The sequence below is a fragment of the Ligilactobacillus sp. UO.C109 genome, assembly GCF_026847815.1.
GTDB lineage: Bacteria > Bacillota > Bacilli > Lactobacillales > Lactobacillaceae > Ligilactobacillus > Ligilactobacillus salivarius.
This window is the reverse complement of the sequence record NZ_JAPSFH010000006.1, coordinates 243,065-268,953: the sequence shown is the minus strand read 5'-3', so window position 1 is coordinate 268,953 and position 25,889 is coordinate 243,065. Positions and strand designations below refer to the sequence as shown.

The window sequence follows — 25,889 nt, the reverse complement described above, 5'->3', positions numbered from 1 at the left end:
TAAACTAACCTGAACTCAAACCAAAGGCTGGGGGAAAATACATTTTCAGATGAATTTTAGAAAATAGTAATAAAAAGACTATCCAATAAAAATTTCTTTCACTGAATAGTCTTGACTAAGATTTATTTTGCTGATAACGCAGCCATTGTTATATAATTATATGGTTGGTTAAAGTGTGGCAAGAAGAAAATATCTAATAAACTTAACTTATCAATAGTTACATGTTCTTGAATTGCCAGTGAGAACATGTGAATTGCCATTGAAACATCTTCCGTTGAAGCTAGTTGAGCTCCGACAATTCTCCGACTTTCTTTTTCATAAACAATTCTGATCTTAACTTCTGCATTTACATCTTTAGGCATGAAAGCTGGTTTTTGTAAGTCTTCAAAGTCTGTATACTCTACATCTAAACCGAATTTTTTCGCTGCCTCTACTGATAGTCCTGTTGAAACCATCTTCAAATCCCAAATGTTAATTCCATTTGAGCCTTGTACCCCTACTGATTCAAGCTTAGTCCCAGCAAGATTGTGTGCAGCTACAATACCTGAACGAACAGCATTAGAAGCTAGAGCAATATAAGTCATTTTATCTAGAGCATTTGAGTAAATTGTGGCACAGTCTCCAACTGCATATACATTTTTATCGCTTGTTTGTCCATAACGATCTACTAAGTAAGCTCCATTTTTGAATAGTTTCAAATGATCTTTACCTAATGAATTATTAGGTCTAAATCCGATTGCATTAATCACTAAATCAACATCATATTCACCTTCAGCAGTTACAACTTGAGTTACATGATTCTGGTCATTACCTTTATATTCTGTTACTAACTCACCAAAATGATTTTCAATACCGTGATCAGCTAAGTTTTTATCCATTAAATCGGTGAATGCTTTATCATAATGAGTAGATAAGGAACGATCAGCTGCGTCAAATAGTAATACATTCTTACCCCGACGTTTAGCAGCTTCAGCAATTTCAACTCCGATATAACCAGCTCCGATAACTGCTACATTCTTTACTTCTTCTGCAGAAATTTCTTTATCTACATCTTGACCATCTTGGAATAATTTCAAGAAATGAATTCCGTTTAAATCTTTACCAGCTACATTAGGAGATATTGGTAGAGAACCTGTTGCTAGAATTAGTTTATCGTAATCTTCAGTTAATTCTGTGCCATCTTTCTTAATATAGTGAACTACTTTTTTATCAAAATCTATATCTTTAACTTCTGCTTCAAGGGTAATTTTAGCACCTTTATTTGTGAAATCTTCTACTTTGGTATAGAACAACCCATGATAATCGTTCACTTGTCGTCCTACCCAAAGTGCTGTTCCGCATCCTAAGTAACTTAAATTAGAATTTCTATCAATCATCACTACTTCTTGATCTGGATAATTATCCAATAATGTATTAGCAGCAGCGATTCCAGCGTGATTTGTACCAATAATTACAGTCTTTGTCATCATAAAAGACCTCCTAAAATAGTTTGTAAACGTTTTAACAATTAAATTGTAACATTATTCACAATATTGTGCAATAGATTTTTTAAAATTAAAAATTCTTTTGTTACATTTCTCTTATTTTTCTCTAACAAAATATCAATGGTAAGTGGTACAACTTTGATAAAGTGACCGGAACAATGACTATAGGAGAAAAATATATTCCTATACAAGATAAAGTAGTTTGGTATTCTGATGATGGAACGATGTTATATGGTTGGCAAAATATAGATGGTAAAGTACATTATTTTGACAAAATAACAGGTAAAATGACAACGGGATAAAAGAATATAGATGGTCACTGGTACTTATTTGATAGCAAAGGAGTTATGCAACAAGGTTTCCAAAATATTGGTTATCAAAATAAAACTGTTTACTACAATGAAGACGGTTGGATGCTATATGGCTGGCAAAATATAGATGGAAAAGTATATTACTTTGATAAAGTAACCGGCAAAATGACAGTAGGACAAAAGAATATAGGCGAACATTGGTATTTATTTGATAGTAAGGGAGCTATGCAACGAGGTTTCCAATACATTGCTAATCAAAGTAAAACAGATTACTACAACAAAGATGGTTGGATGTTATATGGATATCAGTTGATAAATGGAAAGAAGTATTATTTTAATACTATAACTGGTACGAAAGAATAATCTATACTTTTACAAGACACCTTATAATCGTTAGAAAAAAATTAACGATTGTGAAGTGCCTTACAATTGTTAGACAAAGTCTAGCTATTGTGAGGTGCTTTTTTCGTATGACTAAATATACTCAAAAATTCAAATTAGATCTTATTCAAGAATACCTAGATACTGGCTGTTCACAACGATGTCTAGAAAATAAGTATTCTTTACCAAAGGATACCTTAAAAAAATGGTGGACTGTATACAATTTAAAAGGACCCAAAGGGTTGAAATTACGACATTTCAAACGTAAATTTACTGTTGATTTTAAACTTCGTGTGATAAACTACTACCTAAATAATGATGTTTCAATGTCCAAAGTGGCGGCTTCCCATAATCTTTTGTGTTCACAGATATCTATCTGGTTGAAGTTGTTTATGGAAGGTGGATCTGAAGCCTTGAAATCCAAGAAGAAAGGTAGGCCAAGTAAGATGTCAAAAATGACAAAGAAGGATGCACGTAAAATTTTAAAAAAGGAAAGTGATGAAATTGCGGCACTAAAGAGTGAATTACGTCAAGTCAAAATGGAGCGTGATATCTTAAAAAAATCGTTGACCCTGTTCGGACCCTCAAAGCCAAGGAGAAAACAATAATTGTGGATCAGATCAGGGTAGACCAACAAAACTTGCCAAAAAAGGAACGATATGGGATTGGTGAGCTTCTAAAAACGATTGACTTGAAGCGACCAACTTATTACGACGAACGCAAACGTATCATCAATAAAAATGATAAGTATGCTGATGTTAAGGTGGTAATCAAGGAAATAGCGGAAAAAGGTAAATGGAGAGGTTCTTATACATACGGCTATCGCCGTATAATGCCACTTCTTGAGAAAGCTGGATATCACATATGGCTGAAGCTACTTTACGTCGCTTAATGAACGAATTAGGTGTACAACCAGCTATGTATAATCGCCGTAAAAATAATCACTATTCTTCTTATAAAGGTACAGTTGGTAAGGTAGCTGATAACTTGTTAAACCAAACATTTGATGCTATATCTTCTTTTACTGTCCTTCATACGGATGTTTCACAAGTACGTTTAGGTGATTCGACCTGGGCTTACATGTCAGTTATTTTAGATCAAGCTACCAAAGAAGTTTTAGCCGCTTCTGTTAGCCAAAGCTCAAATAAACTGTTGATTATGGATACATTAAGTCAGCTTGAGGATAACCTCCCCAATAACTTTAATCCAATTATCCATTCTGACCAAGGATGGCACTACCAATTAGACTATTATCGTGAAAAGATTGATTCATTAGGTTTAATTCAAAGTATGTCCCGCAAGGGAAACTGCCTAGATAACGCTCCAATGGAAAGTTTTTTCCATCTTTTTAAAGTTGAATCACAGCCTGAAATAAAGAAGTGTAAGAATATTTCTCAGTTCACACAGTTCTTTAACAAGTATGTCAATTGGTACAATAATGACCGAATTTCCAATAAAACAAAAAACATGAGTCCGGTTGATTACCGAACCCATGTCTTAGCTGCTTAAAAATATTTTATTTTTGTCTAACTTTTTTGTTGCACTTCAAATTTTCCAACTCTTTTTTTATATGCAGTATTGATAACGTTTGATATAATTACTACATAACAATAATTTATATAAATGTATTTGAGTTATAAGGGGAGATTATTTAGATGAAAAAGTCAAAGCAACACTTAGTATCAGCTTTAACAATTTCTGCGACTATTGCAACAGTAGGACTTACAAAGCATGAACAAATATCTGCAGATAGTACAGTTTCAGTACCAACTGAAAGTACTACACAAATTCAATCTATTGAAAATGTTCAAAGTAGAGTAGATAATGCTAAACAAAATGTAAAAGATGCACAACAGAATGTAAAAATTTCAGAGAATAATTTAAATGCATCTAATCAAGCAACTGATTTAGCACAAGTAAATATGAATGTTGCTAAAGAAAATGTAGTTACAAAACAACAAGATATGGAGAAAACTCAAAAAGAGATTAATGATACTAATGATAGTATTCAGGAAGTTAATCAGGATATAGATGCTAAAAATACTGATATTGATTTAAATGAAGCTTTATTAGAGCGTATTAATGATGAAAAAAAGGATCAATTAGCAATAAAAGGCGATACAACTAAGTACTATCAAGATGCTAAAGAACAATATGAAAATAATTTAAAACATTACAATGATGTTGTATCAACTAAAGAAACATTACAACCAAAATTAAAAGAATTGAATGTTAAAATTAGTGAAGACCAAAAAGCGTTACAAGAAGTATCAGACAAAATAAAAAATACATTTGGAGACTATAACGAATACGGTGAACCATCAATATTCAGACCTGATTCCTCAACAAATAATCCTACAGACGAGATAGGTATAATGAATGAGGAATATACAAATGCAAAAGAGTTAATAGATGCTGTTAGCGAAAATTATAAAAAAGTAGATGACTATTTTGATGAAAGTATGGGGCTATATAATGATTTAACAAGCCTAAATGACAAGCTAGATGAAGTACAAACTACAGTAAACAAATTGTATGACTATGAATATGATTTAACCAATACAAAAGCTAATATCGATAATGAAAAAGATATACTTAAGAAGTTGGAAATAGAGCGAAAGAATATAGTTGAAAATAAAATAATATTACCTGAGAACTATGAGCAAGCAAGATGGAATGAATATGAAAGAACTCTAGTTAACAATAAAATAGATGAGTTGAATCACTTTAAAGATTCATATGTAGATGAACATAGAATTATAGATAGTAGTCATAAATTATCTGAAGATGAGTATAGAGATCTTACAATATATACTATAGATTTAATTAATCAAGCTAGGAAGCAAGTTGGAAAAGAAAAATTAGAAATTACAGAAGAAGCAGTCGAATTAACAAGAGAGTATATAGAAAACTACGTGAAAGAAACTGACGAAACTATAATTTTAGGTAATACTTTAAAAAATAAAAATATTAAATACTATCCGTCTGTAATCTATAATGGGTCATACATTGAAGGAAATACTTTAAATGATTTGAAAAAAGCCATTTATAATTCAGTTCTTAATATTGTAGAAAGTTATGCTTATTCCTTAGAATTTATTCTCGATATTTATCCTGTTGTATCTACATCAGAAGATGTTAATTACAATGCATATACACCAGAAAGCATTATTTTTCCAGCAATAGGAAATAGTGTTGAATTTATAAGTATACCTAAAGATTTGATAACTACGCACCTATTGAAAAATAGTAATTATTCAAATAGTAGCTATACAGTTGCAGTTGAACAACAGAAAGAAACATTACAAAAATTAGTTGATAATTATAATGATTTAGAAACTAAGATAAATAATACAAAAAACTTAAAAGAAAAATATCAAGATAAATTTAATACGACTGAAACGTCATTGGTTAAAATTGAGAAACAATTAGAAGAGTTAAAACTTAAGATATATGGAATGAACAATGGCAATTCAAGTGGGTGGGGAATTTCAGGCGATTATTATCTTGTAGATAAAAATAATGAACTACAGGGAAGACTAAAAAATGTAGTGCGTGATTGCTATGGTTTGTTGTTAGCTATGAATAAAAATTTATCAGAAGCTTCAGAACTGATTAATAAAGTTAATAGTATTACCCCACAAATGGGTAGTTTGGATAAGGAAAAGTTAGACACTGCTAATAATGAATTAGCAGCAATAAATACGAAACTAAAAAAGACGGATGATCTAATAAGTCGTCTACAAAAGAAAATAGATAGTAGCAGAAAATTAGTAACAATTCTAGAAAATAAAAAATCAAACTATAGTAATCAAATTACTTCTCTTAATAAGAAGCTGAACGATGACAAAAAAGAATTGGAAGCTGCAAAAATTGTTTTTAACGAATATTCTGCAGAATTTAATAAGGAAATAACTAAACAAAAAGAAGCACAAAAAAACTATAATACTGCTCAAAAAGAACTGAAAGAAGTACAAAGTAATCTTGGAAAAGCAGAACTACAATTAGCTTATGTAAAAAGAATAAATGAAGGACATCAAAAGTTTGAAAATGGCCATTGGAGATTGTACAGAAATGGTAATTTACAGCATGGATTCCAAAAAATAGAAACACAAAATAAAGTTGTTTATTATGATCATTTAGGTAACATGTTATATGGTCAACAAAATATCAATGGCAAGTGGTACAACTTTGATAAAGTGACCGGAGCAATGACTATAGGAGAAAAATATATTCCTACACAAGATAAAGTAGTTTGGTATTCTGATGATGGAACGATGTTATATGGTTGGCAAAATATAGATGGTAAAGTACATTATTTTGATAAAATAACAGGTAAAATGTCAACGGAACAAAAGAATATAGATGGTCACTGGTACTTATTTGATAGCAAAGGAGTTATGCAACAAGGCTTCCAAAATATTGGTTATCAAAATAAGACAGTTTACTACAATGAAGACGGTTGGATGCTATATGGCTGGCAAAATATAGATGGAAAAGTATATTACTTTGATAAAGTAACCGGCAAAATGACAGTAGGACAAAAGAATATAGGCGGACATTGGTATTTATTTGATAGTAAAGGAGTTATGCAACGAGGCTTCCAAAATATTGGTTATCAAAATAAGACAGTTTACTATAACAAAGATGGTTGGATGTTGTATGGCTGGCAAAATATAGACGGAAAAGTGTACTATTTTGATAAAGTAACAGGTAAGATGGCAACAGGACAAAAGAACATTGGTGGACATTGGTATTTATTTAATAGCAAAGGAGTCATGCAACGAGGCTTCCAGTATATTAGCTATCAAAATAAGACGGTTTACTATAATAAAGATGGTTGGATGTTATATGGACATCAGTTGATAAATGGAAAGAAGTATTACTTTAATACTATAACTGGTGCGAAGGAATAATTTATACTTTTACAAGACACCTTATAATCGTTAGAAAAAAATTAACGATTGTAAGGTGTTTTTAATTTCTCGTGTGAAATTTATTGACAAAAAAGAAGTGAAATTGTATTCTTATAGTATCTTGAAATGAAGGAGTGTTAGAAAATGGCTAAAGTTTCATACCAAGCAATGTTGATGGCTCAACCATGTTGCATGATGTGTAACATGCTTTTTGGTATGTATAATTCTGGTCAAAGACTAACATCTTCACGCTAATGATGGAATATTTAATCGTATGTAAGTAATTAGATATTTAAATCGGTGAATGCTATTAGTCGGAGACAAGACTAATAGCATTTTTATTTTGAGAACATTACATAAGAAGAGAAGGTGAAAGTATATGTGGCATACAGTTATTAGTTCTTTACCTGAGTTAATATCAGCTGGAATAAAGTACACAATTCCGTTAGCGATTATTTCATTTATTCTAGGATTGATTTTAGCTTTGGTTACAGCTTTAATTAGAATTTCGCAAACTAAAGGACCTTTCTTGGTTATCAAAGCAATTTTTAGATTTTATGTTTGGCTATTTAGAAGTACACCATTATTGGTCCAATTATTTATTGTATACTTTGGATTACCGTATCTAAAAATCAAGGGACTAGCACCAGAAGGAATAAAGTTAGATCCATTTACATCAGGAATTATAGTTTTTTCACTTAATACCGGGGCATATGCTTCCGAAACAATTCGTGCGGCAATTACTTCAATCCCTAAAGGACAATGGGAAGCTGCTGCCTCAATTGGAATGACTCATAAACAAGCATTGATGAGAATAATCATCCCTCAAGCAGCTAGAGTTTCATTACCACCGTTAGCTAATAGTTTCATTGGTTTAGTGAAAGATACATCTTTAGCAGCTTCCATTACGATTGTGGAAATGTTTGAAGTTAGTCAACAAATTGCAGCTGAAAATTATGAGCCATTAGTAATGTACTGCACAGTAGCAGTCTTATATGCAATTCTATGCACGGTATTATCCTTCTTACAAGGATGGCTTGAAAAAGTAACGTCACGTTATGTGGCAACTCAATAAGTAAAGTAAGTGAGGTGATTGAATGTTACGTTTAGAAAATGTGAATAAAACTTTTGGTGGTAATTTAGCTTTAAAAGATATTACGACAACATTTGAAAATAATCAGACTACAGTTTTAGTAGGTCCATCTGGTTCAGGGAAGTCAACAATGTTACGCTCATTGAATTTACTTGAGATGCCTGAGAGTGGGAAATATTATTTTGATGATTTAAAGCTGGACTTTAAGAAAGGAATCTCTAAAAAAGAGATTTTAGAAGTTCGTCGTGAAACAGAAATGGTTTTTCAAAATTACAACCTTTTTCCACATTTGACAGTTTTGAAGAACATTATTGAAGGACCAGTTCATGTGTTAAAAGAAGATAAGGAATCAGCAACTAAAAGAGCTTATGAATTACTCAAAAAAGTTGGATTGGCAGATAAAGCAGATGCCTATCCGCAACAACTTTCAGGTGGACAAGCTCAACGTGTGGCGATTGCTAGATCATTAGCGATGAATCCTAGATATATCCTACTAGATGAACCAACTAGTGCGTTGGATCCGGAGTTAGAATTAGAAGTTTTAAAAGTATTGTTACAGTTAGCTAAAGAAAAACAATCGTTGATAATAGTTACACATAATTTGGCTTTCGCACAGAAAGTTGCGGATAAGATCTTATTTGTTGAAGATGGACAAATATTGTTCCAAGGTCCTAAAGATAACTTTTTCAATTCAGATAATCAAAGAATAAAGAACTTTTTATCCGCGATGACGTTAAGTAACTTAGATTAATGGAGGGAATAATAATGAAATATGGAAAATTAATTAAATCAGTTGCAGCATTTGTTGGGGTAGCTAGTTTGGGATTAGCATTTAACATTGCTCGTCCAGCACAAGCTAGTGCAGATAAAATTTCAGCTGCTACAAGTAGTGAATTGAAGCAAAAAGGAACTTTAACAATTGGGTTAGAAGGAACTTTTGCTCCATACTCATACCGTAAAGATGGAAAATTAACAGGCTTTGAAGTTGAACTTGGTAAGGATATTGCTAAACAAATGGGCTTAAAAGCAAAGTTCGTACCAACTAAATGGGATGGATTAATTGAAGGTGTAAATACTGGCAAATATGATATTGTTTTGAACAATATTACAGTTACTAAGGAAAGACAAGCTAAATTTGGTTTCTCTACTCCATACATCTACTCTCACTTTGCTTTGATTTCTAAAAAAGGTAGTGGCTTGAACACATTGAAAGATATTAAAGGTGTAAAAATTGCTAGTGGTACAGGAACTGACAACTCTGTAGTAGCTAAGAAATTTGGTGCTAAAGTTGTTCCTTCTAGTGAATTTTCAACTTCCTTAGACATGGTTCGTCAAGGTCGTGTAAAGGGAACAATTAACTCAATGTCTGCATGGTATGCTTACAAGAAAGATGGTAAGAATGTCAAGGGACTTCAAGCTAAAGATGTTTCCAAAGATGAAAAGCCAGCTAAGATCAGTGCTTTGATGGCTAAGAAGAATACAGACTTGAAGAAAGATGTAAACAAAGCTTTGAAGCAATTACGTAATGACGGTACATTAACAAAACTTTCTAAGAAGTATGTTGGTGGCGACATTACTAAGTAAAGTCAAGCTAAATTAAGTAACGGGGTTTTAGTAAGACCTCGTTTTTTTATGCCGAAAAATAAATCAGCTTACAAATTTTTGTAATTATGAATTATAATATACTTATAAAGTGAAAGGGGCTGAGAATTATGTTTCCAGAAAAATTACGTGCCTTAAGGACTGGTAGAGGTCTTTCCTTAGCTGGTTTAGCTAAAGAAATGAATGAAATGGAAAAAGGCAAGCAAGAAAAAAAGAATACAGGGCCTCAGATTGGAAGTTGGGAACGAGGCGTAAATACACCTTCATATCTTGAAATTATAAAGTTATGTCGTTTCTTTGGAGTAACACCTAACTTTTTAATCGGAGATATGAGAGGAAAAATAGATTTAAATGAACTCTTTGCCTCTAATGCACGAATGAAATTTGAAGGACGCACTCTAACTTCTGCTGATAGAACTGAGGTTTATGGTTTAATTAAAGCTCATATTCGTGGAAAATATGCAGAAGTAAGTGACTTAAATGATGATGATACAGATGACCTTGCTTTACCATTAGATTAATGTAAATTTCTTGTAAAGGTAATGCTTAAAGTCACTTTAAGATAGAAAATTTTGATAAAATATACTTGGATAAAGATAATTGAAGGGAGATCAGATTACTAATTGGATATATTACAACAATTATATGGTCCATTTTTTGATGCTAATAACTGGCGAACAGTAGTCACTTCTGGTGAAGATTGGATGATCATCCTATCACTAGTATTGATTGAATGTTTATTGTCTGTTGATAATGCGATTGTTTTGGCTGCACAGACACAGGTATTACCAGATAAAAAACAACAAGAAAAATCTCTTTTTTATGGACTTTGGGGAGCTTATATATTCCGCTTCATCTTGATTGGTTTGGGAGCCTATCTAATTCATTTCTGGGAGATAAAAGTGGCAGGGGCAGCATATTTAATGTATCTTGCTGTTAGTCATTTCTATCGTAAGAAGAATCCTAAACCAAAGAAGGACGGTAAGAAAGCTAAAAAACGTATACTACCACTGTTTTGGTCTGTAGTTGTATCTATTGAAATGATGGATATTGTATTCTCGGTTGACTCAGTTTTAGCTTCATTGGCGATTTCACCTAATCCTGTGATTGTTTTAATCGGTGGGTTAATAGGTATTCTAGCAATGCGAGGAATTGCTGAAATTATCATGAGGTTAATGGAAATTGTACCAGAATTAGAAACGACAGCATATGGTTTGATTGCATTAATTGCAATTAAGCTATTCCTAACAATTCCTATGATTGATATTGAAATCCCTAATCTATTATTTGGGGTAATTGTACTAGGTTCGATTGTCGCAACCTTTATTGTTCATAGAATTAAAAATTAATACGTAAAATGCAATGAGTTGAAAAATTCATTGCATTTTTTTATTGGTCAAGGATTATTGTGGTCAAAAAATGAGAATGTGTCACAAATAAGTAGTAGAGAGAAAGTCGATTAAACCAAGCTTTTACACGTATTGTGAAGAAAATAATTAATTTTGACACTGACAACTGTGCCAAAGTCACATTTAGAATGAATTGTATCCGCATTCAGTAAACGTTATCATAAACTTGTAAGATAAATCAGGAAGAAAAGAGGAGAAAAAAATGCAAGAAGCAAAGAAGAAAACTTCACTTAAAGCGAAGGTTCAAAAGTTAGGTACATCGCTATCTAGTATGGTTATGCCAAACATTGCTGCTATTATTGCTTGGGGTTTAATCACAGCGATTTTTATGGAACAAGGTTGGTTCCCTAATGCACATATCGCTAAATTGATCACTCCAATGTTAACTTATTTATTGCCATTATTAATCGGTTATGTTGGTGGACGTATGGTGTACGAAGAACGTGGTGCCGTTGTTGGTGCCATCGCAACAATGGGGGTAGTTGTTGGTGCTAAGGTTCCAATGTTCTTAGGGGCTATGATCATGGGACCTCTTGGTGGTTGGTGCATTAAGAAATTTGACCAATTATTCCAAGATAAGATCAGATCAGGTTTTGAAATGATTTATAACAACTTCTCTAGTGGTATCTTGGGAATGTTGTTAGCTATTTTAGGAACTTATGTAGTTAACCCATTAGTTGTTGCAGGTAGCAACTTCATGAGTAAAGGTGTTGACTTCATCATCTCTATTCACATGTTGCCATTAGCTAATATCTTTATTGAACCAGCTAAGGTATTGTTCTTAAACAACGCTATTGGTAATGGTATCTTGGTTCCATTAGGTATTCAACAAGCATCAACTGCTGGTAAATCAGTATTGTTCTTACTTGAATCTAACCCAGGTCCAGGTCTTGGTATTTTGTTAGCATTCATGTTCTTTGGAAAAGGATCTGCTAAAGGTTCTGCACCAGGTGCTGCAATTATTCATTTCTTTGGTGGTATTCATGAAATTTACTTCCCATACATTTTAATGAAACCAGCATTGATTTTAGCAGCAATTGCTGGTGGTGTATCAGGTACATTTACTTTCCAACTTTTAGGAGCTGGTTTAAAAGCTGCTGCATCTCCTGGTTCAATTATCGCTATTCTTCTAATGACTCCTAAGGGATCATATCTAGCTGTATTATCAGGTGTGTTCGTAGCTGCAGTAGTATCATTCTTGGTTGCTTCTGTTATCTTGAAACATGATAAATCAACTGGCGACGATTTAGCAGAAAAACAAGCTGAAATGGAAGCTATGAAAGCTGAATCTAAAGGTAAAGAAATGCCATCAAGTCAAGCAGCACAAGATTCTGTTGATAGTTACGCAGATGTTAAGAAGATTATCTTTGCATGTGATGCCGGAATGGGTTCATCTGCAATGGGTGCTTCCTTATTACGTGACAAAGTTAAGAAGGCTGGTATCAAAGACATTTCTGTTACAAATACCGCTGTAAACCGTCTAAAAGATGAACAAGGATTATTAGTTGTTACACAAGAAGAATTAGCTGAACGTGCATTACAAAGAACACCAAGTGCAATGCATGTATCTGTAGATAACTTCTTGAGTAGTCCAAAATATGATGAAATTGTTGCAAACTTGAAGGCTCTATCTCAAATTCAAGATAAACCACAAGTAACAGAAAATACAGTAAAAAATGCAGAAGCAGGCGACTTAGGTAATGTAGATTTTGCTAAAGTTGAAGAAGTAAACTTCATTCGTCATGATCAACACATTGGTACAGTAACAATGGCTACAAGCTTGTTCAGTGATAGCATGAAGAAAGCTAACAAGCAAACACCAGTTAAGGCTGTAAGAATTAATGAACTTGAAGATTCTGATAAGCACTTAGTAATTGTAACAGCAGCCGCTAAGAAGAATTTGGCAGTTCGTTACACAGACATTCAAACTATAGTTGTAGATGATTTATTAACAGACAAGAAGTTACAAGATGTTGTAGCTAAATTGAAATAAGAGGTGAGAGAGTAATGGAATTACAAGCAAATATGATTTCTTTAAATCAAGATGTTGCCACAAGAGATCAAGCAATTCGTATGGCGGGACAATTATTGGTAGATGCAGGTTGTGTTGAAAAAGAATATATCGACTCAATGATTGCACGTAATAATGATGTCTCAACATATATGGGTAATTTTATCGCTATCCCTCATGGTACGGACGAAGGTAAACAATATATTAAAAAGACAGGAATTTCAGTAGTGCAAATTCCAATGGGCGTAGACTTCAGTGGAGAAAATGACAGTGAACAATTGGTAACTGTTGTCTTTGGAATTGCAGGTTTAGGTAATGAACACTTAAATCTATTATCACAAATCGCTTTATATTGCAGTGATGTTTCAAATGTCGCTAAATTAGCAGATGCACAAACACCACAAGAAATAATTAATTTATTGAAGGAAGTTGGAAAATAATGAGAGCAGTACATTTTGGAGCAGGTAATATTGGTCGTGGATTTATTGGTGAAACTTTAGCCGCAAATGGTTTTGGAATTGATTTTGTAGATGTAAATGACACTATCATTAGTGCTTTGAATCAACGTGGAGAATATGATATCGAATTGGCTGCACCTGGTCAAAAGAAGATTCATGTAGAAAATGTTGATGGCATCAATAATGGTGAACATCCAGAAAAAGTTGTTGAAGCTATTAAGACTACTGATTTAGTAACAACAGCAATTGGTCCTAAGATTTTGAAGTTCATCGCACCATTGATTGCTGATGGTATCAAGGCTCGTAAAGATGCTGATAACAAGCAAACATTAGATGTAATTGCATGTGAAAACATGATTGGTGGTTCACAACATCTTAAAGAAGAAGTTTACAGCCACTTAGATGACGATGTAAAAGCTTTTGCTGATGAATATATTGGTTTCCCTAATGCAGCGGTAGACCGTATCGTTCCTCTACAAAAGCATGATGATCCATTGTTGGTATCAGTAGAAGAGTTCAAGGAATGGGTTGTTGATGAAAGTCAAATGAAGAATCCTAGCTTGAAACTAGAAACAGTCCACTATGCTCCTGATCTTGAACCATATATTGAACGTAAATTATTCTCAGTTAATACAGGTCATGCCACAGTAGCATACACTGGTAAAGCTTTAGGATATGAAACAATTGGTGAAGCTATTAAGGATGAAAAAGTTCTTACACAATTAAAGAATACTTTGAAAGAAATTCGCTCACTATTATTAGCTAAGTGGGATTTCCAAGAAAAAGAATTAGAAGAATATCATGATAAGATTATTGGTCGTTTTGAAAATCCATACATCTCTGATGATATTGCTCGTGTAGGTCGTACACCTATCCGTAAGTTAGGTTATGATGAACGTTTCATTCGTCCAATTCGCGAATTAAAGGCTCGTGGCTTAAGTTACACAACATTAATGGAAACTGTGGGTAAGATTTATCACTTTGATGAACCACAAGACGATGAAAGTCAAAAACTTCAAAAGATGCTAAAAGATGAAGATTTGAAGGACGTAATTGTTGAAACAACAGGTCTTAAAGATGATGCTGACTTAGTTGCCGAAATTGCTGCAAGTGTAAAAGCTGCTGATTAATTTAACATTTAAGGCAGTCGATTGATGATAAAAATCATTGATCGACTGCTTTTTTGTTGACAAAGAAATTATTTTTATATATAGTTAGTTACATAAGTAATTAACTGAATATGAAAAAGAATTGAGGTGGAAATGAATGTTACACTTTAATTTCAATAGTACCGAACCAATATACTTGCAAGTAGCTAATCAGTTAGAGGAAGCAATTTTTACAAAAGCTTTTTTAGATGGTACACAAGTTCCTTCTACGACTGAAATTTCAAAAGAATTCCATATTAATCCGGCAACGGTATTAAAAGGAATGAATATTTTGGTTAATGATGGACTATTGGAAAAACGAAGAGGTTTAGGAATGTTTGTAACAGAGGGTGCTTATATGAAGTTACTAGAAAGAAGGAAAGAGTCTTTTTATCAAGATTATATTGTAAAAATGATACAAGAAGCTAAGAAATTAGGCATGAATGAAGATGATTTAATTGAATTAGTGAAGAGAGGTGTGGATTAGTAATGACAGGAATTAAGATTGATGGATTATCAAAGAAATTTCGTAAGAAAAACGTATTGGATAATATATCAGTAGAATTTAAACCTAATAAGATTTATGGACTTTTAGGTAGAAACGGTGCTGGAAAGAGTACATTATTAAATATTATCGCTAATCGATTATATGCAGATCAAGGAAATTTAACACTGGACGATGAAAATTTAGTAGAAAATGACAGTGCATTAGGTAGATTATATTTGATGAATGATGTTGATATGTACAGCAAAAGTATGAGATTAGACAAAATTTTCGAATATACTGAACAATTTTATGGAAGTTTTGACTATGAATATGCTAAAAAGCTAGCTGAAAGATTTAATATTGATACTCATCAAAAATTTGGAAAATTTTCAACAGGTTATCACACGATTGCTAAGCTAATAATTGCATTATGTGTGCCAGCAGACTATATCTTCTTGGATGAACCTGTACTGGGGCTTGATGCTAATCATCGAACAATTTTTTATGAAGAATTAATGACTACTTACAGTGAACGTCCACGTACATTCGTTGTAGCAACTCATTTGATTGAGGAAATTACTAATATTTTAGAACATGTCATGATTGTATCTGAAAGTAAAATTACAATTGATGAAGATGTTGAAGATATTTTGGCTAAATCACATTTGATTGTGGGACCAAAAGTTGAAACTAAAGATTATGTCGAAGGTCTAAATATCGTTGGAAAAGAAAGTTTGGGTAATTTACAAGGTTACTATGTATATGGTGATTTGAATGACGATAAGATATTACCAGATACTGTACAAATTGAACGCGTTGACTTGCAAAAGATGTTTATATATTTAACAAATCAAGGTGGTGAAAATGGTGTTAACAAGTAAAGATATTAGTGTAGTTAAGTATCTATCTAGGAAATATGCAGAAGATACAGTGAAAGGGTTAGGGATATTATTTGGAATCCATATAATTGGAACTATCCTTTTGATAATGATGTCAAGTTCTGAAGAAATTCCTAGTATTGCACTCGGATTTTGGAGCAATTTTCCGTTAGCAGTTTATTTAATGGGTGCTTTATTTATAATTAGTGCGACTAATTACGAGATATTCGCATTTTTAAATCAAAATGGAATTTCACGTAAAACATTATGGAAAAATAAAATGATAGTGTTAGGGTTAGGAACTTTAATTTTAGTATTAATTGGAACTATATACGATGCAATGGTATCAAGTAGTGGAACAAATGATTTGATAGCAATAACTTATTTAAAGGGAACTAATCCAGTAGTAAAAGCAATAGGAAGTTATCTTTTTGATGTATTAGTAACTTTTATGACAGTAACATGGATCAGTGCAATCGGGGCAGCTTGTGGGTTACTTCCTAAAAAGCATCGCGCTTGGATAATCTTTGGAATTGTAATGGCTGCATTTTTAGTAATTACTAGAATTGTTTCGTGGATTGCGATGTTACCATTTGCTTGGACAAGAGTTTTCATGGTAGTTGTAAAATATTTCGGCCTATTGTTGGGAATTAGCTATCATGGAAATGAATATAGTTTTAATTTCCTACCACCAATTTTAACAGTAATTGTATTAGCGATTTTAGGAGCGTTTTTGACACGTCATCTTTTAATGAAGATGAAGATTAGAACGGAGGGATAGATATGTTAGTTGTAACAACGGAAAATATTCCAGGTAAAAAGTATGAAGTTTTGGGTGAAGTATTTGGTGTAACTACTCAATCTAAAAACTTTGTCAGAAATATCGGAGCAGGGTTGAAAAATATCGTTGGTGGAGAAATTAAAGATTACACTAAGATGTTGCATGAAGCTCGAATGGTAGCAATTGAACGTATGAAACAGGAAGCTACTGAAAAGGGTGCGGATGCGATTGTGATGATGCGTTTCGATTCCGGATCTATTCTACAAGATATGCAATCTGTCGTAGCTTACGGAACCGCAGTTAAATTTATTGAAGATTAAAAAAAGGTAGTATCAGAATTTCTGGTACTATCTTTTCTTATTCTCTAATTAATAATTTAATACCATTAGGATTGAGTGTTTGAATTTTATGACCATAATCTTTAAATGGAATTTTAGCTTTTTGTAGATTTTCTTTAACTTGTTTTTTATATAAAATATTGCTTACTAAAAGTAAACATGAATCTAAGTTGCCAAATAAATAATTTTTGTTAGAATTGAAAGTGTATACATTATATTAAGGAAGTAGAAAAATTATGAATGAACCAATGTTTTTAAAACCTGTATTCCAAGAAAAAATTTGGGGAGGAAGTCGCTTAAAGACAGAATACAATTATCCTATTCCAAGTGATCATACTGGTGAATGCTGGGCTATTTCAGCTCATCCACATGGCCCAGCAACTGTTGAAAATGGTGAATTTAAAGGACAAACATTAGATGAAGTATGGGCAAATCATCGTGAAGTCTTTGGAAATGCTGAGGGAGATGTTTTTCCATTATTGACCAAGATTTTAGATGCTAAACAAGATTTATCAGTACAAGTTCATCCTGATAATGCTTACGCTGAAGAACATGAAGGTGAATTGGGTAAAACTGAATGTTGGTATGTTTTAGTTGCTGATGAAGGTGCTGAAATGATTTACGGTCACCATGCTAAAACTCGTGAAGAATTAGCTGAGTTAATAGAAAATGGACAATGGGATAAATTGTTAAGAAGAGTACCAGTTAAACCGGGTGACTTTTTATACGTACCAAGCGGAACAATTCACGCTATTGGAAAAGGTATCATGGTATTAGAAACCCAGCAAAGTAGCGATACAACTTATCGTGTATATGATTTCGATAGAGTAGATAAGACTACTGGTCAAAAACGTGAATTGCATATACAACAATCAATTGATGTAACAAACGTACCTCATGTTGATCCTAAATTAGATATTAAGGACCAAAAAGTTGGGGATGCAGATGTAAGAATATTTGTAGAAACAGATTTCTTTAGTGTTTATCGTTGGCGCTTAGAAGGTGGAGAAGCAACTTTCACTCGTAAAGCAGCTCCATATACTTTGGTTTCTGTATTAAAAGGCCAAGGTCAAATCATTGTGAATGATAAGAGTTATGAAATTGAAAAAGGCGTGCATTTCATCTTACCTTATGATGTTAAAGAATGGACAATCAAAGGTAATTTAGAAATTATTGCTTCAGAACCAGGCTCAAAAGCTTAAGCATAAAGTGATTTTCGTATTTGATAAAAAATATGGAAATCACTTTTTTAATAGATAAAAATTATAGAGAGTGATTTTTTTTGATTGTTAGTGTAAAATTTAAGTATATTTAATGTAGGAAAGAGGAATAGGGATGGAAAACAGGAATTTGCAAGATGCGAAACGCATAGTTGTAAAAGTTGGTACAAGTTCCCTGATACGTGCCAACGGAAAAATTAATTTACAAGCGATAGATGAGTTGTGTTATACCTTGAGTGGACTGGTGAATGAGGACAAAGAAGTGGTTCTAGTATCATCAGGTGCAGTAGGTGTGGGACTCGCAAATATGGGCTTGGTACAACGACCCAAGCAAATTCCTGAACAACAAGCCCTGGCAGCGATTGGTCAAAGTCAATTGATGACTATTTATCAACAAAGATTTGCAATGTACAGTCAAAAGACAAGTCAAATTTTATTGACGCATGATGTATTAACTTATCCTGAAAGTAGAGAAAACGTGTTGAATACTTTCAATGAACTTTTAAAATGGAAAGTTATACCAGTGGTTAATGAAAATGACACAGTTGCGGTTGATGAAATGGATCATCAAACAAGTTTTGGAGATAATGATTGGTTATCTGCAGTGGTTGCTTCTGGAATTGATGCTGATTTACTAATAGTTTTATCTGATATTGATGGATTATTTGATAAAAATCCTAAAAAATATGCTGATGCTAACTTAATTTCAGAAGTGACAGAAATTAACGAAAAAATCACAGGTGCTGCAGGTGGCACAGGAAGTCGTTTTGGAACTGGTGGAATGGCAACTAAGATTAAAGCAATGGATAGAATGATTAATGAAGGACGCAAAGCTGTCTTAGCTAACGGTAAGAGACCTTCGATCATTTTTGAAATTTTAAACGGTAAGCAAATAGGAACATTATTCCATAAGAAATAGAGGCGATATAGATGACTGTAGATTTAAATAAAATGGGACAGGCTGCTAGAGAAGCATCTCGACAATTAGCCTTGTTGGGTGAACAAAAGAAGAATCAAGTTTTAGAAACAGTAGCCCAAGAATTATTAGCAAAAGCTGACGAAATAATAGCTGCTAACAAAGTAGATTTAGAAAATGCTACTAATATGCCTGAAAAATTCATTGATAGATTAAAGATTGATAATGACAGAATTGCAGCGATGGCAGAAGGTGTAAGACAAGTTGCACAATTAGCTGATCCAATTGGTAAGATTGATGCTGGTTGGGTTAACTATGCAGGACTCCAAATTGAAAAGAAGAGAGTTCCTCTAGGTGTTGTAGGGATGATTTTTGAAGCACGTCCTAACGTAACTGTCGATGCCTCAGCATTATGCTTTAAGTCAGGAAATGCAGTAATCTTACGTGGTGGTAAGGAAGCTTTACAAACGAATATAAAAATAACTAAAGTTATTCGTCAAGCTTTGGAACAAGAAGGAATTAATCCTGATGCAGTACAAGTAATTACAGAAACATCACATGAATTAGCAAATGAATTCATGCAACTAACAGATTACTTGGACGTATTAATTCCTCGTGGATCTGCACGCTTAATTCAAACTGTTTTGAACACAGCTAAAGTTCCAGTTATCGAAACTGGTGCTGGTATCTGCCATGTTTATGTAGACAAATTTGCCGACAAGAAAATGGCAGTAGAAATTACAACAAATGCCAAAGTACAACGTCCATCTGTCTGCAATGCAATTGAAAACTTAGTAATTCACCAAGATGTTGCTCAAGAATACTTACCAGCAATTGCTGATGAATTACAAAAGTATAATGTAGAACTTAGAGGCGATGAAAAAGTTTGTGAAATCTTAGGAGATAAAGCAACTTTAGCTACAGCTGAAGATTGGGATACAGAATACAATGATTACATTATTGCAATCAAGATTGTATCTTCAATTGATGAGGCAATTGATTTCATTAATGAACATAATACTAAACATTCAGAGGCAATTATCACTGAAAACTATACTCGTTCTCAAAAATTCTTGGACGAGATAGACGCTGCTTGTGTCTATGTTAATGCTTCAACACGTTTCACAGATGGTTTTGAATTTGGATTTGGTGCAGAAATTGGGATTTCAACGCAAAAATTACATGCACGTGGACCAATGGGATTAGAAGCCTTAACTTCAACTAAATATGTCATTCGTGGTAATGGACAAATAAGAAAATAATTATTTATTTTTCTAAAGCTTTTTGACGTTTAAAAGTTGATTGTATATAATTAAAGTAGTTGACAACTTAGATAAAACCTTCATGGAGGAAATGTGGAAATGCAAGAAAAGCAGGAGATAATGTTATTTGCCTTAAATTCTAATCCAGAATTGGCACAAAAAATTGCTGATAACTTAGGTGTTAAATTATGTGATGCTTCCGTAAAACACTTTAGTGACGGTGAAATTCAAATCAACATCAACGAAAGTGTTCGTGGTAGAGATGTATTTGTAATTCAATCTATATCTGATCCAGTTAACGAAAACTTTATGGAAGTTATGATTATGATTGATGCTTTACGTCGTGCAAGTGCAGGTACAATCAATGTGGTTATACCTTACTATGGTTATGCACGTTCTGATCGTAAGGCACGTTCTCGTGAACCAATTACAGCTAAGTTACTAGCTAACTTCATTCAAATGGCAGGTGCTGACAGAGTTGTAGCAATGGACTTGCATGCTGGTCAGTTACAAGGATTCTTCAACATTCCAGTTGACCACTTACTTGCAATTTTTGTACAAGCTCAATACTTTGGCGATTTGGGATTGAAGAAAGATGTAGTAGTTGTTGCTCCAGACCATAATGGTGTTAAGGGTGCACGTAACCTTGCTCAATTATTAAAGGCTCCAATTGCCATCGTAGATAAGCGTGGAACTGAAAGAATTGCAGAACCAACAGAAGCACATGTAATTGGTGATGTTAAGGGTCATAACTGCATTGTTTATGATGATATGATTGATACAGGTGGTAAGATGGTAGACGCTGCTAAAGCTTTAAAAGCAGCTGGTGCAGCAGATATCTATGCTTGTGCTACTCATCCTATCTTCTCTGGAAATGCTGTAGAAGAATTGAAGGTTTCTCCATATAAGGAAGTTGTAGTAACAGATACAATTGAGGTGCCAGAAGAAAAGCAATTTTCACAATTGAAAGTTTTATCAGTAGCACCTACAATTGCTAAGGCTATTTCATTGATTAATAGTAATAAATCAGTGGATTCATTATTTCAAAAGCATGAAATTTAATTAAGATTAAAATTTAACCCCCATAGTTGCTAGTTTCAGCTAGTAACTATGGGGTTTTTGTATTCGATATTTTAATGTTTAACGCCGCGATAACTATGATTGCCTTTTATTTTATGTACGTGTTGCTTAAATTTAGGACCATTATTGCTAGTTAGGCGAAAATTCTTCATTTTGCCAATAAATGGTTTATTTTCAGAACGAATTTTAGTCCAAGTTTGCATAGCTTCAGTCATAGCCTTTAAGTCTTCTAAATGCTTAGCCTTTTTTTCTCGTAAGGCAGCAACATAAATATCAGTTTGCAAGCGATTGGTCAAGTTGATGTGATAATTTAACAGGTCTTGTGTTAAAGGTGCGTGACGATAAGAATTAAATAGTTTTTGAATAGTTTCCATAGCCTCGCGTACAGTTTGAGGTTGGACATAACGTTTTTTTGGTTGCATAATAAAATCCTTTCTTAGAATTTATTATTATTGTAACTCAATTTAAAGCTATGACCAAAAAAATGATAAACTAGGGAAGAGAATAAAAAAGTGAGAGGTGAAAATTTATGAGTTTAGGATTTATTTTAGGTGATGCTACTAAAAATCATCGTCAAGTATTGCTAGAACAAATAACTAACTGGCAAGCAGAAGATCCACAAGCCAAGATTTACTACATAGTTCCTAACCATAATAAATTTAGTGCTGAAGTAAAAGTATTAGACTATTTAAAAAGCCAACAAACTAATCAAGACTTGTTTGCGACAAGTAATGTACAGACTTTCTCATTTACACGTTTAGCTTGGTATTTTATGAAGGATACGGCTACATATCAAGTTAATAGAATAACCAATGCTGGCTTGAATATGATTGTTTATCGTAGTTTGCAGGAACATAGTGATGAATTGACAATTTTTAAAGGCGAACAGACACAACCTGGTTTTATTGCTCAATTGGTATCACAATTAATAGAACTACAACAATCTTGCATTACATATGATGATATAGAAAGAATGAAAGAAAATTTAAGCCAACAAGATACAGCTGATAGTGCAGAGTTGGAAGCCAAATTACATGATATAGAGATTATCTATCGTGATTTTATGCAAATGACGGACAGTAAGTATTTAAAACCTGCTGATATTTTGCCAAGTTTGACTCAGTACCTACAAAATGAAGATTTAAGCAATAGTTATTTTATTATCGAAGGATTTTCACAATTCACAGCTCAAGAACAGGCTATAATTTCAGTTTTGCTTCAACGAGCTAAAGAAGTGAGAATTGATTTGATTTTGAATCGAGGAGTGACTGATATTGAAGATTTAAGTGATAAGCAGTCATTATTTTATCGATCAGAGAGAACTTACTATTTACTTTATCAACAGGCTAGAAAAGCACAGGTCAAAATTCTGAATGATGTTTATCCACAGGAATTACGTGTGGAAACTCCTGAATTACAATCTTTGGCTAAATATTGGAAAGAATCCACAGATTTAAAACCAATTAGTGTTGAAAAAATTGGTGATAATCATAATTTACAAGTCATAAAAGCTGATACAAGAATGACTGAAATAAAGGAAATAGCTACAAGAATAAAGCAAATGGTAGCTTTGAAAGACTATCGTTATGCAGATTTCTTGCTATTGACGCCGGATTTGAATAAGTATCGAAATATCATTGAACCTATTTTTAATGACTATAAGGTTCCAATCTTTGTGGATTTAGCTAAGAAGATGATTGATCATCCACTTGTGGAATTGTTGACAGCTTTATTCAATGTGAAAGCACGTCACTATCGTTATGTGGATATGATGAGGCTTTTAAAAACTGAATTGTTAATTCCCAAAACAGAATATGGTTATTTAGGAATTAAACAATTCAGACAAGATTTAGATTTAACTGAAAACTTGATCTTAAAATTTGGTTTTGAAGGAAGTCAATGGCTACGTAAAGATGATTGGGTATATTATCGCTTTGGAAGTTCTGACTTTGGTACTCAAACTGATGTCCAAGAGAAAATAACTAAGCAAGTTAACGTTATTCGTCGTTATATTAAGGAAATTTTACCACCATTCTTCAAACAATTAGATGAAGCCGAAAATGGTAAAGAAGCGGCACAAATCTTGATGAACTTTTTGATTATTAATGGTGTTCCAGAACAGTTGATTAATTGGAGAAACAAAGCACTAGAACAAGGTGACATGGTGATGGCAGATCGTCCCGAACAGGTGTGGAACCTATTTTGTGCATTAATGGATGAATATGTAGATACTTTAGGAGATCTATCATTTAAGGAAGAAGATTTCTTGAACTTACTACAAACAGGATTTGAAGGGGCCACTTATCGCCAAGTTCCATCAACGCTCGATCAAGTTATTATTTCTGAAACAACTGCGACTCAAATGAATGATAGAAAAGTAACATTTATCTTTGGTGCTACGGACTTAGTAATGCCAAATCGCATTCAAAATACAATGTTACTGACAGATATGGATAGAGAATTAGTTCAAGGAACACTAGATGATGAGAAATATTTATCTGACACTGCCGAAGGACGAATGGCAGCAGAACCATTTATGAACTATTTAGCATTTATGACACCTAGGGAAAGATTGTACTTCTCTTATCCAGTTGCTGGAGTCAATGAAGATGGATTAAGAATGTCTCCATACGTAAATCGCATCATGAAACAATTTGATTTACCACTGTATGAAGCTAATAGTGAACCAACATTGGAAGATAAAAAAGTCTTGAAATTTGTGGCAACTAAACGGACGGCTTTGAGCAATTTAATTGGAGTAGCTCGTCAAGCTAAAGGGCAAAAGCAACCTTTACCTGTAATGTGGAGATATGTCTATCAGAAGTTACAAGAAGATGCTACTTATCGTAGACTTACGCGTAAATTGATGGCAGGGATCGAATATAGTAACATTCCTGAAAGATTAAAGACAGAATACGCAGAAAAATTATATGGTAAGACTTTGAATACCTCTGTATCTAAATTTGAGGAATTCTTCAAAAATCACTATGCCTTTTTCTTAAAGTATGGGTTGAAATTAAAAGAACGTGACGTATTTGAATTATCACCAGCTAATACAGGTGAATTCTATCATATGGCCTTAGATAAACTATTGAAGACTCTTAAACAAGATAAAGTCTCAATTACTGATATAAATAAGTCTCAGTTTGACTCATATCTTCAACAAGTTCTAGGTGGCATGGAACAATTGCCACAATTTCAAATTTTACAAAGTTCAAACAGAATGCAATTTATCTTGAAGCAACTTGGAGCTACTGTAAGTCAGATGGGATGGGCTTTACATAACCAAGGCCAAAGAACAAAAATGCGTCCTTTAGAAACTGAAGTATTGTTTGGACATGTAGGAACTGAAAATGGTTTGAAGGCTTTAACTTATGATTTAGGTAATGGTCATAAGGTTAATGTCCGTGGAAAGATTGACAGAATTGATCAGATGATTATAGACAACCAACGTTATTTAGGGATTGTTGACTATAAATCAAGTAGTCATAAGTTTAACTATCAAGATGCCTACTATGGACTGGCATTACAGATGTTGACATATTTAAATGCCATGTTACAAAATACAGATTTATTGCTTGATTTAAATGCCGGAGAAGAGATTAAACCAGCTGGGGCAGTTTATATGCACTTGCAAAATCCAGTTATCAAGCAAAAGGATATTTTGAAAAATCCATATAGCGAAATATTGTTGAAACAAAATAAATACGATGGCTTAGTTTTAGATGATCAAGAATTATTAAGTAATTTAGATACATCAATTGAAAAAGCTGGTAATTCTATCGTATATCCTGTTAGAAAATATGCAGATGGTCATTTTGGAGGGGTTAAGAATAGCGGTAATGTAATCACATTTGATAATTTAATGTTACTCCTAAAACGAAATGAAGAACTAATTCAAGAAGCTGCAAAACTTATCTTTGCTGGTGATGTGGCATTAAATCCAGTTCTATGGCCAGATAGACGATCAGCATTACAATATTCACCATATAAGGCGATTATGCAATTTGATGAACTTTTAGGAAATCAATATTATCGTTTACCAAAAGAAAATACCGCTGATATTCTCCAAAAATTAGCACAAGAAAATTCAGCAGAAAGTGAGGTTTAAACT

25 protein-coding genes and 1 pseudogene are annotated in these 25,889 nt (G+C 33.1%); 24 read left to right on the top strand and 2 right to left on the bottom strand.

Annotation, left to right across the window (positions count from 1 at the left end):
* Positions 1-122: 122 nt before the first annotated feature.
* Complete coding sequence (gene nox / locus OZJ21_RS02755) at positions 123-1,466, bottom strand: H2O-forming NADH oxidase (RefSeq protein ID WP_003709413.1); 1,344 nt, start codon at positions 1,464-1,466, stop codon at positions 123-125.
* Between the two features lie 176 nt (positions 1,467-1,642).
* On the opposite strand from nox, the gene OZJ21_RS02750 reads away from it, so the two are divergent.
* The 23 genes and pseudogenes from OZJ21_RS02750 (at position 1,643) to OZJ21_RS02640 (ending at position 21,757) form a co-directional block, all read left to right on the top strand.
* The gene (locus OZJ21_RS02750) at positions 1,643-1,786 is read left to right on the top strand and encodes a hypothetical protein (RefSeq protein WP_268857410.1); all 144 of its coding nucleotides are present in this window, start codon (positions 1,643-1,645) and stop codon (positions 1,784-1,786) included.
* A pseudogene (locus tag OZJ21_RS02745) lies at positions 1,787-1,834 on the top strand (hypothetical protein); the annotation flags it as partial.
* Positions 1,832-2,158, top strand: a complete 327-nt coding sequence (locus tag OZJ21_RS02740) for a hypothetical protein (RefSeq protein ID WP_268857409.1) — start codon at positions 1,832-1,834, stop codon at positions 2,156-2,158. The pseudogene OZJ21_RS02745 and the gene OZJ21_RS02740, both read left to right, overlap by 3 nt.
* A 107-nt stretch (positions 2,159-2,265) precedes the next feature.
* A complete protein-coding gene (locus OZJ21_RS02735) occupies positions 2,266-2,784 on the top strand; it encodes a transposase (protein WP_268857408.1) in 519 nt (172 codons plus the stop codon).
* Positions 2,785-2,786: 2 nt separating this feature from the next.
* Positions 2,787-3,068 carry a transposase gene (locus tag OZJ21_RS02730; protein ID WP_268857407.1) on the top strand — a complete coding sequence of 94 codons (282 nt, stop codon included), beginning with the start codon at positions 2,787-2,789 and terminating at the stop codon, positions 3,066-3,068.
* Entirely contained in the window at positions 3,041-3,685 is a 645-nt protein-coding gene (locus tag OZJ21_RS02725) for an IS3 family transposase (RefSeq protein WP_268857406.1), read from the top strand. The genes OZJ21_RS02730 and OZJ21_RS02725 overlap by 28 nt, the downstream gene beginning before the upstream one ends.
* A gap of 146 nt (positions 3,686-3,831) precedes the next feature.
* On the top strand, positions 3,832-7,092 hold the full coding sequence (locus OZJ21_RS02720) for a hypothetical protein (RefSeq protein ID WP_268857405.1): 3,261 nt from the start codon (positions 3,832-3,834) through the stop codon (positions 7,090-7,092).
* Between the two features lie 379 nt (positions 7,093-7,471).
* Entirely contained in the window at positions 7,472-8,167 is a 696-nt protein-coding gene (locus OZJ21_RS02715) for an amino acid ABC transporter permease (protein ID WP_003701033.1), read from the top strand.
* A gap of 22 nt (positions 8,168-8,189) precedes the next feature.
* Positions 8,190-8,936: an amino acid ABC transporter ATP-binding protein gene (locus tag OZJ21_RS02710; RefSeq protein ID WP_081541086.1), complete on the top strand. Its 747-nt coding sequence runs from the start codon at positions 8,190-8,192 to the stop codon at positions 8,934-8,936.
* A gap of 14 nt (positions 8,937-8,950) precedes the next feature.
* The gene (locus OZJ21_RS02705; protein WP_003705534.1) at positions 8,951-9,769 is read left to right on the top strand and encodes a transporter substrate-binding domain-containing protein; all 819 of its coding nucleotides are present in this window, start codon (positions 8,951-8,953) and stop codon (positions 9,767-9,769) included.
* A gap of 128 nt (positions 9,770-9,897) precedes the next feature.
* Positions 9,898-10,308 (top strand): helix-turn-helix domain-containing protein, encoded by a 411-nt coding sequence (locus OZJ21_RS02700; protein ID WP_191355817.1) that lies wholly within the window; start codon positions 9,898-9,900, stop codon positions 10,306-10,308.
* A gap of 102 nt (positions 10,309-10,410) precedes the next feature.
* The gene (locus OZJ21_RS02695) at positions 10,411-11,136 is read left to right on the top strand and encodes a TerC family protein (protein WP_014568795.1); all 726 of its coding nucleotides are present in this window, start codon (positions 10,411-10,413) and stop codon (positions 11,134-11,136) included.
* A 262-nt stretch (positions 11,137-11,398) separates the two neighbouring features.
* Positions 11,399-13,189 (top strand): PTS mannitol transporter subunit IICBA, encoded by a 1,791-nt coding sequence (locus OZJ21_RS02690; RefSeq protein ID WP_268857404.1) that lies wholly within the window; start codon positions 11,399-11,401, stop codon positions 13,187-13,189.
* A gap of 14 nt (positions 13,190-13,203) precedes the next feature.
* On the top strand, positions 13,204-13,647 hold the full coding sequence (locus OZJ21_RS02685; protein ID WP_003701041.1) for a PTS sugar transporter subunit IIA: 444 nt from the start codon (positions 13,204-13,206) through the stop codon (positions 13,645-13,647).
* Positions 13,647-14,795, top strand: a complete 1,149-nt coding sequence (locus tag OZJ21_RS02680) for a mannitol-1-phosphate 5-dehydrogenase (RefSeq protein WP_047035987.1) — start codon at positions 13,647-13,649, stop codon at positions 14,793-14,795. The genes OZJ21_RS02685 and OZJ21_RS02680 overlap by 1 nt, the downstream gene beginning before the upstream one ends.
* Before the next feature lie 136 nt (positions 14,796-14,931).
* Complete coding sequence (locus OZJ21_RS02675; RefSeq protein WP_003701043.1) at positions 14,932-15,300, top strand: GntR family transcriptional regulator; 369 nt, start codon at positions 14,932-14,934, stop codon at positions 15,298-15,300.
* A 2-nt stretch (positions 15,301-15,302) separates the two neighbouring features.
* A complete protein-coding gene (locus tag OZJ21_RS02670; protein ID WP_095842335.1) occupies positions 15,303-16,181 on the top strand; it encodes an ATP-binding cassette domain-containing protein in 879 nt (292 codons plus the stop codon).
* Entirely contained in the window at positions 16,165-16,959 is a 795-nt protein-coding gene (locus OZJ21_RS02665; protein WP_225355879.1) for a hypothetical protein, read from the top strand. Before OZJ21_RS02670 ends, OZJ21_RS02665 begins: the two co-directional genes overlap by 17 nt.
* Before the next feature lie 2 nt (positions 16,960-16,961).
* A complete protein-coding gene (locus OZJ21_RS02660) occupies positions 16,962-17,279 on the top strand; it encodes a heavy metal-binding domain-containing protein (RefSeq protein WP_003701046.1) in 318 nt (105 codons plus the stop codon).
* Positions 17,280-17,533: 254 nt separating this feature from the next.
* The gene (gene manA / locus OZJ21_RS02655) at positions 17,534-18,499 is read left to right on the top strand and encodes a mannose-6-phosphate isomerase, class I (protein WP_134354549.1); all 966 of its coding nucleotides are present in this window, start codon (positions 17,534-17,536) and stop codon (positions 18,497-18,499) included.
* A 133-nt stretch (positions 18,500-18,632) separates the two neighbouring features.
* A complete protein-coding gene (gene proB / locus OZJ21_RS02650) occupies positions 18,633-19,436 on the top strand; it encodes a glutamate 5-kinase (protein WP_003701050.1) in 804 nt (267 codons plus the stop codon).
* A gap of 11 nt (positions 19,437-19,447) precedes the next feature.
* Positions 19,448-20,695, top strand: coding sequence for a glutamate-5-semialdehyde dehydrogenase (locus OZJ21_RS02645; protein WP_003704295.1), 1,248 nt, complete (start codon positions 19,448-19,450; stop codon positions 20,693-20,695).
* Between the two features lie 99 nt (positions 20,696-20,794).
* A complete protein-coding gene (locus OZJ21_RS02640; RefSeq protein WP_003705524.1) occupies positions 20,795-21,757 on the top strand; it encodes a ribose-phosphate diphosphokinase in 963 nt (320 codons plus the stop codon).
* 71 nt (positions 21,758-21,828) lie between these two features.
* Here OZJ21_RS02640 and OZJ21_RS02635 read toward each other — a convergent pair whose 3' ends face one another.
* Positions 21,829-22,197, bottom strand: coding sequence for a hypothetical protein (locus tag OZJ21_RS02635; RefSeq protein ID WP_268857403.1), 369 nt, complete (start codon positions 22,195-22,197; stop codon positions 21,829-21,831).
* A gap of 107 nt (positions 22,198-22,304) precedes the next feature.
* Here OZJ21_RS02635 and OZJ21_RS02630 point away from each other — a divergent pair, with 107 nt between their 5' ends.
* Positions 22,305-25,886, top strand: a complete 3,582-nt coding sequence (locus OZJ21_RS02630) for a PD-(D/E)XK nuclease family protein (RefSeq protein WP_268857402.1) — start codon at positions 22,305-22,307, stop codon at positions 25,884-25,886.
* Positions 25,887-25,889 lie beyond the last annotated feature (3 nt).